Genomic DNA, 13309 nt, shown 5'->3' with positions numbered 1-13309 from the left:
AATGAGCATTCTTGGAACTACCCAAACATTATTCGTTAACGAAATATCAAACGAAGGCGCCTATTTAGATGGCCGCGATTTAGGTGAAGTGTTTTTACCTAGCAAAGAAATTGAATACGAAATTGAAGCTGGCGACAGTGTTCAAGTATTCATTTACCTTGATCATGCTGGCCACCCGACTGGTACCACTAAAAAGCCACTTGCTCAAGTTGGCGAATACGCCCTATTGCGCGTCAAAGCAATTAACAACACCGGTGCATTTATGGACTGGGGTTTAGAGAAAGATGTGCTTGCACCATACAACGAACAAAAGCCAAAAATGAAAGAAGGCTTTTCGTATTTAGTACGCTTATACCTAGATAACGCCAGTCAGCGTATTTGTGCATCAAGTAACTTTAATAAGTTTTTATCAAAAGATGAGCCTAACTATGCACCAATGGAAGAAGTTGAGTTAATTGTTGCGGGCAAAACAGACCTAGGTTACAAAGTACTGGTTAACGAAGCACACATTGGTGTGGTGTATTACAACACAGTATTCAAAAAGTTATTCGTTGGCCAACGCTTAACTGGTTACATTCAAAAAGTACGTGAAGATGGAAAGATTGACGTACTACTCGAAAAACCAGGCATGGGTAAAGTAAACGACCTTAGCGAAAAAATTCTAGATAAATTAAAAGCCGAAGGCGGTATTTTACACCTAGGTGACAAATCTGACCCAGAAGCAATTAGAAAAACCTTTTCGACCAGTAAAGCAAACTACAAAAAAGCCATCGGCGGTTTGTTTAAACAAGGTTTGATTGATATTGAAGCCACGTCAATTAGGTTGAAATAAGCTACGAGCTACGAGCTACGAGCTACGAGCTACGAGCTACGAGCTACGAGCTACGAGCTACGAGCTACGAGCTACGAGCTACGAGCTACGAGCTACGAGCTACGAGCTACGAGCTACGAGCTACGAGCTACGAGCTAACAAGATTATTGATATATATGAAAAAGAGTAAAGTGAAAGCTTTACTCTTTTTTTATTGGTTTTGATAGCTGTAACAAATAGGCGCGGTAAATTTTCTAACACTATAATGCCCCTTTATGTGTTTCGACTGCGCTTTACCTCAGAGTATGGTTTGAAGTTTGACCTACTTTTACTATCACCAATACATCGAGTAATGTGTACAAATTATCTCATGCCTAACCCCCATCCTCTCTGTATATAAGAGGATGGGTAGATTGTAATCCTGTACAATCAGGTGCAGCCAAGAGGTGACTGTATTGTTCTAGATTAACTTGAAAACACTTCTTTCAAGTGTGCTTTATACCTATCAAAGTCGTTTTCTACCTGAGGGTTTTTAATGACATCATTACACATAAAGGTGCCCAAAGGAGACATGCCCAAAAACTGATGAGCTTTATGAAATGGCAAGTACACACCGTCAACACCTACCCCTTCAAAAAACTGAGAAGGATCAGTAAACGAATCTTGTGGGGCATTCCATGTAACCGAAAGCATATACTTTTTGCCTTGAAGCAACCCACCAGAACCATATTTTTTGTCGCTATCACTTCTTGTTCTCCCATCGCTTTGATACAAACGACCATGACCAAGGGTAAACACGTCATCAATATACTTTTTCACAATCCAAGGGGCTCCCATCCACCATGCAGGATTTTGGTGGATTACGACATCTGCCCATAACCATTTTTCAATTTCAGTTTCTATATCGTAGCCACTATCGACTTCAGTAACTTTGACATCATGGTTTAACTCGATTAAACATCCATGTGCTAGTTCTACCAACCTACGATTAAGTGTTCCTTCAGAGTGAGCAAACTTTTTACCGCCGTTGATAATTAATACATTACTCATTTTAATCATCCCATTCTGGAGCAAGACCATCAGGGCTCACTTGACGCCCATTGCGTTCAAGACCATCGATCAAATCAATGTCTTCAATCGTCAATCCGAGTTGCTTTGCTTGCAGGTTGCTGATGAGATTTTCGCGTTTGGTTGACGATGGGATCACGGCAAATTCCTTGGCTAATGCCCACGCCAACACTACTTGCGCTGGTGTTGCTTTGTACTTACCTGCAATATCAATAATCAAAGATTCCTTTAAAACTTCACCATAGGCTAATGTCATGTAAGAGGTTACTTGTATACCGTTTTCTCGCATATATGAGACTAATTTCTGGTTTTGCAAGTATGGACTTAGCTCAATTTGGTTTGTAGCAATATTTTCTTTGCCTACTGCATCGAAGGCTTTGTGTAACAACTCAATATTGAAATTTGACACCCCAATTTCTTTAGTTAGCCCAAGGGATTTTGCCTCTAGCAGAGCCTGCATATACTCTTCGATATTTTCACTCTCACCAGGCCAGTGAATTAGTGTTAGATCCACATAGTCCATTTTCAGTTTCTCTAGACTTTCCTTGAGGCTTGGGATGAGTTCAGCCTTAGACATATTGTCTACCCAGATTTTGGTTGTGATGTACAACTCTTCTCTAGGTATGCCAGAATCCACTAATGCTTCTCCAATGCTCGCTTCATTACCATAGATTTGAGCAGTATCAATCGCGCGATAGCCAACTTCTAATGCGTTTAATACTGAACTTTTTACCACCTCGCCCTCTAAGCGAAAAGTGCCTACACCAAATGAAGGTACTGTCATAACGTCTCCAAAGTTTTTATGTTGTTGCTGTGAGTACTAACTTTACTTGGCAGGACTAATTCATTAAAGTTAATATTAATCAATTTTTAATTTACAAAAGGTAACGAATGAAATCGACTTTGGATGAGATGAAGGCACTAGTCGCTGTTGTAGATACAGGAACGGTACGAGGGGCGTCAGAAATTCTTTCTATTACACCAGCTGCAGTGAGCAGAACTATCTCAAGACTGGAAACAAAACTAGAAACTACGTTATTGAGTCGTACTACTCGTAGGTTAAGTGTTACGTCAGAAGGAAGAATTTACCTAAAAAGAGTTCGAAAAATACTCGAAGAAGTTGATTTCGCAGAGGATCAATTAAGAGTCCAAAAAGATAAGCCTTCAGGTCTTTTACGAATTAATGCAGCAACGCCCTTCGCAATTCACGGACTTGCACCTTGTATTACCCATTACCAAACGCTGTACCCTGACGTTGAAATCGAACTGAATACAAGTGAAGAGAATATTGATTTAGTCGGAAAACAAACGGATATTGCTATCCGTATTGGTCAACTTAAAGATTCAACATTGAGAGCTGTATTTATTGGTAGCAGCAGAATACGCATTGTTGCTAGCCCTGAGTATCTAGAGAAATTTGGTGCGCCAAGTTGTATTGATGAACTATCCAGCCATAGGCTATTGGGATTTAGTAAGCCTGAGATTTTGAAAAATTGGCCACTCATGAATGAAAACGATAAGGTTTTTAAAGCAACGAGTAACTTGCAAGCAGATAATGGTGAGGTAATTCGACATTTAGCGTTAAGTGGAGCAGGCATCGCATGCTTATCTGATTTTATGACATATAGAGATAGGAAAAATGGCAGTTTGGTAGAGCTGTTCAAGGATTCTTCTCTCAGAATAGAGCAACCTATTCATGCCATTTACTATAAAAACTCAGCAACATCTCTGCGAATTTCATCATTTATCGAGTTTATCAAAAGTAACCTTAAAATTGATAATAATGAGTTCATGTAGCTCTTCCTTATCACCAGAGCTACACATTAGATTGAGTGATTTTCCATACTTTTAGTAATCCGTACGTTACTAATTTAGTGATGTCACTGACACGAAAATGTCCATCTTCGTTTCAACTATTCTGGCTGAAACGTTTTTGTCCAAAAACCACTGAGTAAATGCTCTATAGGTTGGCTTTGAGTGAATAGCGAACCTAAGCCCATGTCTGCCGAATAATTGAATTAAAAGTATCATAACGAGCAGGTAATACTCTGTTTTTTTTACAGACCAAATATAAACTTTCTATTACTGGTTGTTTAGGTTTGAAAACCTTTAAACGTTTAGGGAGATAAAAACTGTCAACGGCACTTTTGGGTAATACGGTAAAGCCAATGCCTTGAGCGATTGGTTCTAAGATTTGGCTAATTTGGTTAATTGAACCGACAACAGGAATTTTGCTAACATCTAGTTGTGTTAATTCTTGTTCTAATGATTGCTTAAAATACAAAGACAAATAATGTTCGGCATCTGGATGATTGATTAGCCCTAACTCTGAAAATAATCGCTCCCAGCTATTATTAACATTAGCTTTTTGGGGCAAAATCAAACACAGCTCTTCTTTGCCAAGCTCTTCAAAATCAAAGAAACTTTCATTGGGTATATTGGTCACAATTCCTTGGTCAATATGTCCGTTTTTGATATCAGCCAAAATTTGATGATTAGGGGCTGCTTTAATATTAATGTGAATGTTGGGATGTTGATTTTGAAGTGGTAATAACCTTGGGTAAAGTAGTAACGCCACTGAACCAGAGCAAGCTAAGGTGCATTCTCCTGATAAAGGGTCATCAAAGCTTAGTTGCTCAAAGAGAAACTTTTCATTCCTTATTAACGCTTTCGCATGGTTGTAAACCAACCGACCTTGCTCAGTAATTGAAAATGACTTCTTCTCTCTTTTAATTAACTTACATCCACACGCCTCTTCGAGTTTGTTGATGTGCTGGCTAACTCCCGGTTGAGTCATATAAAGTTTTTCGGCGGTTTGTGTAAAGTGCCCAACATCAACAAGCGTTATAAACGTTTCTAACCAAACAGGATTTAGCATACTACCCTTTCATAACTTTAAATTATCATTTTCATAATAATCGATAATTTCATTTTATCAATAAGCGTTCATATAATTTACTCATTAATTAGATTTTATATTTCAGCAATATCTAGGAGAAAATTATGAAAATGAATCATGTTGGTATTATGGTTGGCGATATGGACAAAGCGGTTGAGTTCTACACTAAAGCGCTAGGCCTTAGAATTGTAATGAATAACATCAGAGTTATAGAAGAGCGAAAATCAGCAATCGGTCGCATGTGTATTGCGGTATTCGGTGAAGGCTTCAAAAGTTTTAATATTGCTCACTTAGTAACTACTGATGGTATCGGTGTTGAGCTGTTTGAAATGGTTGACCGCGAAGAGCGCCACAACGTTGATTTCTCGCGCCTTGGTATCTTCCATTTCTGTTTACAGTTACCAAAGGAGCAGTTTGAAACAGCAATTAAACGTGTTGAAGAGTATGGTGGCAGAGTTCGCATGGATATCCACCGTTATCATCCTGAAGATGAACTAAAGCAAGCGCAAATGGTTTACCTAGAAGACCCATTTGGCAACCTATTTGAGTTTTACTCTCACTCTTACGAAGATACTTATGCTTCAGACTACGAATAACATAAAGGAGTAGAAAATTTTCTACTCTTTGTTTGTTGTTTCTGCAGAGGTGTTTGTTCATTTTTGTTGTTCATGTGTTGTTTAAAGTAGACGTACACTACTTGTTAATTCTGCATGGTCACAACGTGTATACAGCACGCAATAGTAATTAAAGGCTTATATCATCGGAGACTTTGGAGTTTAAGAGCAAGACTGAATAATTTTGAAATGAAGTGAGTCAATAGATGAGTAAAATCACTATTCATGAATTAGGCTAATTATTAAGCAACTTTTGTTTCATAAAATCAATAAATGCACGGTTTTTATTAGTCATGTATTTACTTTGCACAAACTGTAAGCAAATATCCCCCTGATAATTAAGCCCTTAAACAAAAAGAGCAAAGTAAAAACTTTGCTCTTTATTCAGATTAAATAACGCAGGTTATTTTAGCGAGTCATTAATTTCTTTTAGTGTTGCCACTGGGTCTGCAGATTGGGTGATTGGGCGGCCAACGACTAAATAATCGCTGCCATCTTCAACAGCTTGCTTTGGTGTCATAATGCGTTTTTGGTCACCAGCATCGCTACCTGCAGGGCGAATACCTGGGGTAACCAGTTTAAAGTCTGCGCCTAGCTCTGCTTTTAACTTTTTCGCTTCTTGCGCTGAGCACACTACTCCATCAAGGCCTGATTCTTTAGCTAGTTTTGCTAGGTAGATAACCTGCTCTTCAGGTGTTTTATCTACACCTAAGCGAGTAAGTTCGGCGGCATCCATGCTGGTTAATACTGTTACTGCAATCAATAATGGTGCGTCATCACCAAACTGCTCTAATGCTTGCTTTGCTTTGGTCATCATTTCAACGCCGCCAGAAGCATGCACGTTAACCATCCATACACCCATTTTTGCAGCTGCTGTAACAGCTTTTGCAACGGTGTTTGGAATATCATGAAATTTCAGGTCTAAGAAAACATCAAACCCAAGATCTATTAGTTCTTTTACAAAGCTAGGGCCAAAATACGTGAACATTTCTTTGCCTACTTTAAGGCGACACGTTTCAGGCGATAATTGCTTTACAAACGTAAGCGCTGTTTGTTGATCGTCATAATCAAGGGCAATTAATACTTTTTTTGAATCTTCGACAGACATAACTTTCCTAAAAAACTAATGGACTAATATGAATTAAAAACCGTCTATGCCACGGCTTGGAACAATTGTTTCCCAGTGTTTACAAGATGGACACACCCAATAGATGGTATGACTGGTAAAGCCACAATGCTGGCACTGAAAATCAGGTTTGGTTGCGATATAAGAGGTAACCAATTTATCAATTTGATCTAATACATCTTTAATATCGTTATTTTGTTTCGCGAGCAGTTGTAATAAAAAGCTGAAACCACGGATCGTGGGATGGCGCTTTAAACTGTCAGTTAAAAATTTAATGGCTTGCTCAATATGCCCTTGTTCAAGGAGTGCTTGGCAATGCTTTATTTTTATTAATACTCCCCCTTTTTCGAGCAGTTCATTCAGTAAATCATGAAATTGATGCGTTAAGTTAAGTTTGTCATAACTCATCGCCAGCTCTTCAATAAACACAGGGGCAAAAAAGGTAAACTGGCTAATTAGCTCTCGCCAGTAGTAAATTGCTTTCACATAATCTTCTTTGGTAAAAGCGCTGTGGCCGAGCTCATACAAAGGGCGAATAGCTTTGTGGTTTAAGCTAATCGCCTTGCGCATAATTTGTGTATCGTTGTCTTGTAAAGCGGCTTCACAATAAAAATTAGCAATGGCTTTAACATGCTGCGGTTTTGTAAATAGCTCACTGTGCGCCTCGTACATGTTAATGCCTTTATCCCACTCTCGCGTTTGCGAATATAGGTTAATAATAGGCTCTAAGGCTTCTTTGTATCCGGCTTTCACAAGCCAGACTAAATGCTCTTCCGCACCATCTAACAGCCCTGCCATAATATAATCTTCGGCAAGCTCTAAACGGCTGGAGGCTGCTTGTTGTTCATCTAAACTGGGGTGTTTTAATAACAGCTCATGAATTTTAATTGCACGGTCTAACTCGCCACGACGGCGAAACATGGTCGCCAATGTTGAATAGTGTTCAACGGAGTCTGCTGCAACTTCAAGAAGATTAATTAAGTGTTCTAAGCCTTGGTCTTCTTCTCTGTCTAAGAGAAACTTTAGGCCTTTAGAATATTCAGAGGTGATTTGGCGATTAAGCTGATGAGCTTGGTTTTTAGCACTGTTTTTACCCATTATCCAGCCGTAACCGGCTGCAACGGGTAAAAGTAAAAACAGAAGCTCAATCATGATTAGGTGTCTTTATTAGCAACAAGCTTTTTATTGTTTTTTTCAGGCGCTAACTTTTTCTTTAAGCGATAATTTTGCCACTTTAACTGCGAAAACAGTGTAAAGCTTATAAAACAACCAATGGCGACACCTAAAATAAAGCAGATACTTATTACAACAGCTAAGGGCAACGTATTACTGGCAATTAAATAATTGATTTGCACAAGTTGTGGATTTTGTGAACCAAGTACAAATGCAATAAATAAGCACAGCGCTATTAATACAATTTTTAATACCCTAAACAAGTAACTACTCCTGTATAAAACTAGGCAATACTCGCATTTACGCGGTCACGTAATTCTTTACCTGGTTTAAAATGTGGTACGTGCTTACCGTCTAGCTCAACTGTTTCGCCAGTCTTTGGATTACGACCTGTGCGCGGAGAACGATAATGCAATGAGAAACTTCCAAAGCCACGGATCTCGATACGATCTGAGCTAGATAATGAACCGGCCATTTGTTCAAGAATTTCTTTAACGGCATTTTCAACATCTTTCACTGGAATGTGTGCGTGTTGTTCAGCTAGTTGTTCTATCAATTCTGACTTAGTCATAACGTTTCCTTAAAAAGAGATAAAGGAAGGGCAAAACTGCCCTTCCAATTAAAGACTATAGATTAGTCTTTTTGAGCATTTTTGAATGCTGCAGCCATTGCGTTTTCAAACGCTGGCTCTTCTTTCTTAAGCTTCTCTAGTACTTCTTTCTCTTCTGCTTCGAAAAGAGCTTTAACAGATAAGCTTAAAGTGCGGTTCTTACGATCAACACCAACGTATTTCGCTTCGATTTCGTCGCCTGCAGAAACTACAGTAGTAGCATCTTCAACGCGCTCTTGAGCGATATCAGCTACACGGATGTAACCTTCAACGCCTTCGATTAGCTCAACAGTTGCGCCTTTCGCATCAACTTCAGTCACTTTACCTTTAACAATAGCACCTTTTTTGTTTGCGTCCAGGTAGTTATTGAAAGGGTCAGCTTCGATTTGCTTAACGCCTAGAGAGATACGCTCACGCTCTGGGTCAACTTGCAATACGATAGCAGTGATTTCGTCGCCTTTCTTGAATTCACGTACAGCTTCTTCGCCTGGCGTGTTCCAAGAAATGTCTGAAAGGTGAACAAGACCGTCAATACCGCCTTCAAGACCGATGAAGATACCGAAGTCAGTGATTGATTTGATCTTACCAGTAACTTGGTCGCCTTTGTTTTGTAGACGAGCAAATTCTTGCCATGGGTTAGCAATACATTGCTTAAGACCAAGAGAAATACGACGACGCTCTTCGTCGATTTCAAGAACCATAACTTCAACAGTGTCACCTAGTGAAACAACTTTTGAAGGGTGGATGTTCTTGTTAGTCCAATCCATTTCAGAAACGTGTACTAGACCTTCAACGCCTTCTTCGATTTCAACGAAACAGCCGTAATCTGTAAGGTTAGTAACACGACCAGAAAGCTTAGAACCTTCTGGGTAACGACCAGCGATAGCTGCCCATGGATCTTCGCCAAGTTGTTTAAGACCTAGAGATACACGAGTTTTATCTTTGTCGAATTTAAGAACTTTAACTGCGATTTCGTCGCCAACATTAACGATTTCTGAAGGGTGCTTAACACGCTTCCACGCCATGTCTGTGATGTGTAGTAGACCGTCAACACCACCAAGGTCAACGAACGCACCGTAGTCAGTAAGGTTCTTAACGATACCTTTAACTTCTTGACCTTCAACAAGGTTAGCAAGAAGTTCTTCACGCTCTTGTGAGTTTTCTGATTCGATAACTGCACGGCGAGAAACAACAACGTTGTTACGTTTTTGGTCAAGCTTGATTACTTTGAACTCAAGCTCTTTACCTTCAAGGTGAGTTGTGTCACGTACTGGACGAACATCAACAAGTGAACCAGGTAGGAAAGCACGGATTGAATCAACTTCAACAGTGAAACCGCCTTTAACTTTACCGTTGATAACACCAGTAACAGTTTCTTGCTCTTCACATGCTTTTTCTAAGCGGATCCACGCTTCGTGACGCTTCGCTTTCTCACGAGAAAGGATAGTTTCACCGAAACCGTCTTCGATTGCATCTAACGCAACATCTACTTCGTCGCCAACAGCAACTTCTAGTTCACCAGCAGCATTTTTGAATTGCTCAGCAGGGATTGCACTCTCAGATTTAAGACCAGCATCAACAAGTACGATGTTGTTCTCGATTGAGATAACTGTACCTTTAACGATAGAGCCTTGCTCTGCTTCAAAACCCTTTAGGCTTTCTTCAAATAACTGCGCAAAATTTTCTGACATTATACGTCTCTAAATAATTAAATAACCAATTAGCAACCATGCTGCATGGGGTTGTTAAAATAGCGCTGGCATCCTGCCGGCACATTAAAAAATTTACTTTTTAGCTTTAGGGAGCTTACCCGCAAGTACGGCTTCGTCGACTAAAGTAATAACTTTATCAAACACTTGCATTGCATTGAACTCGCTAGTATCGATTTCAATGGCATCTTTTGCAGGCACAAGCGGCGCAACTTCACGTGTCATATCACGGTGATCGCGTGCTTTTATGTCCTCAAGTAGACCACTTAGTGTAACATCTAGTCCACGATCGTTCAACTCAGCAAAGCGACGACGCGCACGCTCCTCAGCAGTCGCTGTTAAATATATTTTTAATGGCGCGTCTGGAAACACAACCGTGCCCATATCGCGACCATCTGCAATTAATCCGCTTTCAGAACGAAACGCGCGTTGACGACGCAATAATGCTTCTCTTACGCGTGGTAAAGCAGCGACTTTTGAGGCTGCAGCACCGACTTCTTCGTTGCGAATTGTTGTTGTGACGTCTTCGCCTTCTAGTACAATTTTAGACGTGTGTGTTTGGCTATCTACCAAAAACTGTACATCTAAGTTTGCAGCCAGCGGCACTAATGCATCTTCATTGTCTAATTCAATTTGATGATGAAGTGCAGCAAGTGACAGCACACGATAAATCGCCCCGCTGTCTAATACATCCCAACCTAATTTCTCGGCTAACAAGCGACAAACAGTTCCTTTACCTGAACCACTTGGGCCATCAATGGTGATTACGGGCATTAATAACGCCTGCATTTATAACCTCCTGCAATGCACACCAAAATAAAACCGCAACATTATACGTCAGTTCTCGTAATAGATCCGCACTTTGAATGTAACTTTTTATATTTTCTTCTGTTTTATTGACTTGAGACAGACTCTAGTACCTTGAAAAACGTTGGAAAAGTTTTATATGTACACTTAGGATCATTAATGGTTATTGGCTTACCGCCAACGGCCACCATCGCAAAGCACATGGCAATACGGTGATCATTGTATGTATCTATCGCTACATCATTAAATGTTTTTGGCGGTGTAATTTCGATGAAATCTTCACCTTCGACTACCTCAGCGCCCACTTTACGAAGTTCTGTCGCCATGGCGTACAAGCGGTCTGTTTCTTTTACACGCCAGTTATAGATATTGCGGATTGCAGTTGTACCTTTTGCGAATAACGCAACAGTGGCCAGTGTCATGGCCGCATCAGGAATAGCGTTTGCGTCGATATCAACCGCGTTAAGTTCACCTTTACGCACAACCAGCTTTTCATCGTACCAATCAATCTTAGCGCCCACTTGTTCCATCACTTTAGCAAAGCCAATGTCACCTTGAACAGACGCAGCACCAACACCGTTAATTTCTATTTCACCACCCGCTATTGCGGCAGCTGCAACAAAGTATGATGCGCTCGATGCATCACCTTCGACCATAATGCGCTCTAGTGCTTGGTATTGTTGGCACCCTTTTACATAAAATACTTCGTAGTTGTCGTGTTTAACTAACACACCAAAACGCTGCATAACATCTAAGGTAATATCAATATAAGGTTTTGATACTAACGTACCTTTAATACGGATTTCTGTATCACCATTAAATAATGGCGCTGCCATTAATAAGGCCGTTAAAAACTGACTAGATATACTGCCGTCAATTTCAACTTGGCCGCCATTAATTTTACCGCCTTTAATGGCCAGTGGTGGATAATCTTTATGTTTTAAATATTCAACATCACCACCCAGCGCATGCAGAGCATCCACTAAATGCCCAATAGGACGCTCTTCCATACGTGGCTCACCGACAAGCTCATACTCGCCCTCTACAGCGGCAAGAACCGCTGTTAAAGGCCGATAAGCTGTGCCAGCATTGCCGAGAAATAACGGCTCGCTAGGTGTTAAGAATTTACCTGCTACACCTTCAACGGTCGCAACGGTTTTATCGTCATTTAAGGTAACATTCACACCCAATAGCTTAAGTGCGCCTAACATATGACGAATATCATCACTGTCTAGCAAATTATCAACGACCGTGGTGCCCTGTGCAAGCGCCGCCAAAAGTAAAATACGATTTGATAAGCTCTTTGAGCCCGGCAGCGTGACACTGCCATTTACCTTTGAGATAGGTTCAAGACGAAGCTGTTCCATATTAGCTATTCTCCTTGGCGAATTTATCCATAAAATCAACCAAGGCTTGTACACCAGCAAGTGGCATTGCGTTATAAATACTTGCGCGCATACCACCTACAATGCGGTGGCCTTCAAGCGCCAGTAAACCCGCTTCTTTCGATTCTTTAATAAACTGGTCATTAAGCGATTCATCGTTTAACCAAAATGGTACGTTCATACGCGATCGGCAATGCTTAGCAACTTTATTATTATAAAAATCTGAATTGTCGATAAAGTTATACAGCAATTCTGCTTTGGCAATATTTTGCTCTTCCATGGCTTTTACGCCACCGTTTGCTTCTAACCATTCAAACACTTCTGCTGCTAAGTACCATGCAAATGTCGGTGGCGTGTTGTACATGCTGCCTTGCTTTGCTTCTAATGCGTAATCAAGAATACCTGGTTTTTCGAGACCTTCGCGCTCAAGCAACGTTTTACGAATAATAACAATTGCTAAACCCGATGGGCCGATGTTCTTTTGTGCGCCTGCATAAATGACATCGAACTGGTTTACGTCAATTTCGCGTGACAAAATTGTTGATGACATATCGGCGACTATTGGCGCAGATGGGTGTGAAGGCACGTCAAAAATCTCAATACCATCAACCGTTTCATTTGGGCAATAGTGAATGTATGACGCATCAGCTGGTAATTCCCAGCTTGTCGCTGGTTTAATTGAAAACTGGCCATTTTGCTGCTCGTCATTACGAACATTAATACTTGTCACTGCGGTGAACTTTTCGGCTTCTTGTGTCGCGCCTTTTGACCACACACCGTTTTCACAATACACCGCGGGCTTATCTGCTAAATGCAAATTTAGTGGTACAGCACTAAATTGGCCTCGGCCACCGCCATGCATAAATAAAACTTCAAATTCGTCACTGATATTCATTAGACGACGTAAGCTTGCTTCACATTTTGCTGTAAGCTCTAAAAAGTCGCTACTACGATGGCTGATTTCCATCACAGATACGCCTAAACCTTGCCAATCTATAAATTCTTTTTGTGCTTTTTGCATTACTGCCGGCGGTAACATTGCCGGTCCTGCACAAAAATTATATTTAGTCATTACTTTGCCTCATTCCAGTAATTATAGTGCGGATA

14 protein-coding genes are annotated in these 13309 nt (G+C 40.4%); 3 read left to right on the top strand and 11 right to left on the bottom strand.

Features of this window, described 5'->3' with window-relative positions:
- Window position 1: 1 nt before the first annotated feature.
- Window positions 2-832: a CvfB family protein gene (locus tag IT970_RS07650; RefSeq protein WP_036968547.1), complete on the top strand. Its 831-nt coding sequence runs from the start codon at window positions 2-4 to the stop codon at window positions 830-832.
- Window positions 833-1276: 444 nt separating this feature from the next.
- Here IT970_RS07650 and IT970_RS07645 read toward each other — a convergent pair whose 3' ends face one another.
- Complete coding sequence (locus IT970_RS07645; RefSeq protein WP_065979895.1) at window positions 1277-1861, bottom strand: NAD(P)H-dependent oxidoreductase; 585 nt, start codon at window positions 1859-1861, stop codon at window positions 1277-1279.
- Window position 1862: 1 nt separating this feature from the next.
- Window positions 1863-2663 carry a 2,5-didehydrogluconate reductase DkgB gene (dkgB, locus tag IT970_RS07640; RefSeq protein WP_118844237.1) on the bottom strand — a complete coding sequence of 267 codons (801 nt, stop codon included), beginning with the start codon at window positions 2661-2663 and terminating at the stop codon, window positions 1863-1865.
- 107 nt (window positions 2664-2770) lie between these two features.
- Between dkgB and IT970_RS07635 the strand changes: the two genes are divergently transcribed.
- Entirely contained in the window at window positions 2771-3676 is a 906-nt protein-coding gene (locus IT970_RS07635) for a LysR family transcriptional regulator (protein WP_065979893.1), read from the top strand.
- Between the two features lie 193 nt (window positions 3677-3869).
- Here IT970_RS07635 and IT970_RS07630 read toward each other — a convergent pair whose 3' ends face one another.
- Window positions 3870-4757: a LysR family transcriptional regulator gene (locus IT970_RS07630; RefSeq protein WP_118844236.1), complete on the bottom strand. Its 888-nt coding sequence runs from the start codon at window positions 4755-4757 to the stop codon at window positions 3870-3872.
- A 125-nt stretch (window positions 4758-4882) separates the two neighbouring features.
- On the opposite strand from IT970_RS07630, the gene IT970_RS07625 reads away from it, so the two are divergent.
- Entirely contained in the window at window positions 4883-5374 is a 492-nt protein-coding gene (locus tag IT970_RS07625; RefSeq protein WP_118844235.1) for a VOC family protein, read from the top strand.
- Window positions 5375-5795: 421 nt separating this feature from the next.
- Here IT970_RS07625 and pyrF read toward each other — a convergent pair whose 3' ends face one another.
- From pyrF to serC, 8 genes are all read right to left on the bottom strand, one after another.
- Window positions 5796-6500 (bottom strand): orotidine-5'-phosphate decarboxylase, encoded by a 705-nt coding sequence (gene pyrF / locus IT970_RS07620; RefSeq protein ID WP_036968566.1) that lies wholly within the window; start codon window positions 6498-6500, stop codon window positions 5796-5798.
- 33 nt (window positions 6501-6533) lie between these two features.
- Window positions 6534-7670, bottom strand: a complete 1137-nt coding sequence (gene lapB / locus IT970_RS07615) for a lipopolysaccharide assembly protein LapB (RefSeq protein ID WP_065979890.1) — start codon at window positions 7668-7670, stop codon at window positions 6534-6536.
- A 2-nt stretch (window positions 7671-7672) separates the two neighbouring features.
- Window positions 7673-7954: a lipopolysaccharide assembly protein LapA domain-containing protein gene (locus IT970_RS07610; protein WP_054551349.1), complete on the bottom strand. Its 282-nt coding sequence runs from the start codon at window positions 7952-7954 to the stop codon at window positions 7673-7675.
- A 20-nt stretch (window positions 7955-7974) separates the two neighbouring features.
- The gene (gene ihfB, locus IT970_RS07605; protein WP_036968575.1) at window positions 7975-8262 is read right to left on the bottom strand and encodes an integration host factor subunit beta; all 288 of its coding nucleotides are present in this window, start codon (window positions 8260-8262) and stop codon (window positions 7975-7977) included.
- A gap of 62 nt (window positions 8263-8324) precedes the next feature.
- Window positions 8325-9992 (bottom strand): 30S ribosomal protein S1, encoded by a 1668-nt coding sequence (gene rpsA, locus IT970_RS07600; protein ID WP_036968578.1) that lies wholly within the window; start codon window positions 9990-9992, stop codon window positions 8325-8327.
- Window positions 9993-10085: 93 nt separating this feature from the next.
- Window positions 10086-10799 (bottom strand): (d)CMP kinase, encoded by a 714-nt coding sequence (gene cmk, locus IT970_RS07595; protein WP_118844234.1) that lies wholly within the window; start codon window positions 10797-10799, stop codon window positions 10086-10088.
- 104 nt (window positions 10800-10903) lie between these two features.
- Complete coding sequence (aroA, locus tag IT970_RS07590; protein WP_118844233.1) at window positions 10904-12184, bottom strand: 3-phosphoshikimate 1-carboxyvinyltransferase; 1281 nt, start codon at window positions 12182-12184, stop codon at window positions 10904-10906.
- 1 nt (window position 12185) lies between these two features.
- A complete protein-coding gene (serC, locus tag IT970_RS07585; RefSeq protein WP_036968587.1) occupies window positions 12186-13274 on the bottom strand; it encodes a 3-phosphoserine/phosphohydroxythreonine transaminase in 1089 nt (362 codons plus the stop codon).
- Between the last annotated feature and the right edge of the window lie 35 nt (window positions 13275-13309).

It is taken from the genome of Pseudoalteromonas sp. A41-2 (assembly GCF_015767615.1).
Lineage (GTDB): Bacteria > Pseudomonadota > Gammaproteobacteria > Enterobacterales > Alteromonadaceae > Pseudoalteromonas > Pseudoalteromonas lipolytica.
This window is presented reverse-complemented; position numbering and strand designations above follow the sequence as displayed.

Coding starts and splice junctions, on each gene's coding strand:
- IT970_RS07650 (WP_036968547.1), top strand. CDS start 2: ATGAGCATTCTTGGAACTACCCAAACATTATTCGTTAACGAAATATCA.
- IT970_RS07645 (WP_065979895.1), bottom strand. CDS start 1,861: ATGAGTAATGTATTAATTATCAACGGCGGTAAAAAGTTTGCTCACTCT.
- dkgB (WP_118844237.1), bottom strand. CDS start 2,663: ATGACAGTACCTTCATTTGGTGTAGGCACTTTTCGCTTAGAGGGCGAG.
- IT970_RS07635 (WP_065979893.1), top strand. CDS start 2,771: ATGAAATCGACTTTGGATGAGATGAAGGCACTAGTCGCTGTTGTAGAT.
- IT970_RS07630 (WP_118844236.1), bottom strand. CDS start 4,757: ATGCTAAATCCTGTTTGGTTAGAAACGTTTATAACGCTTGTTGATGTT.
- IT970_RS07625 (WP_118844235.1), top strand. CDS start 4,883: ATGAAAATGAATCATGTTGGTATTATGGTTGGCGATATGGACAAAGCG.
- pyrF (WP_036968566.1), bottom strand. CDS start 6,500: ATGTCTGTCGAAGATTCAAAAAAAGTATTAATTGCCCTTGATTATGAC.
- lapB (WP_065979890.1), bottom strand. CDS start 7,670: ATGATTGAGCTTCTGTTTTTACTTTTACCCGTTGCAGCCGGTTACGGC.
- ihfB (WP_036968575.1), bottom strand. CDS start 8,262: ATGACTAAGTCAGAATTGATAGAACAACTAGCTGAACAACACGCACAC.
- rpsA (WP_036968578.1), bottom strand. CDS start 9,992: ATGTCAGAAAATTTTGCGCAGTTATTTGAAGAAAGCCTAAAGGGTTTT.
- cmk (WP_118844234.1), bottom strand. CDS start 10,799: ATGCAGGCGTTATTAATGCCCGTAATCACCATTGATGGCCCAAGTGGT.
- aroA (WP_118844233.1), bottom strand. CDS start 12,184: ATGGAACAGCTTCGTCTTGAACCTATCTCAAAGGTAAATGGCAGTGTC.
- serC (WP_036968587.1), bottom strand. CDS start 13,274: ATGACTAAATATAATTTTTGTGCAGGACCGGCAATGTTACCGCCGGCA.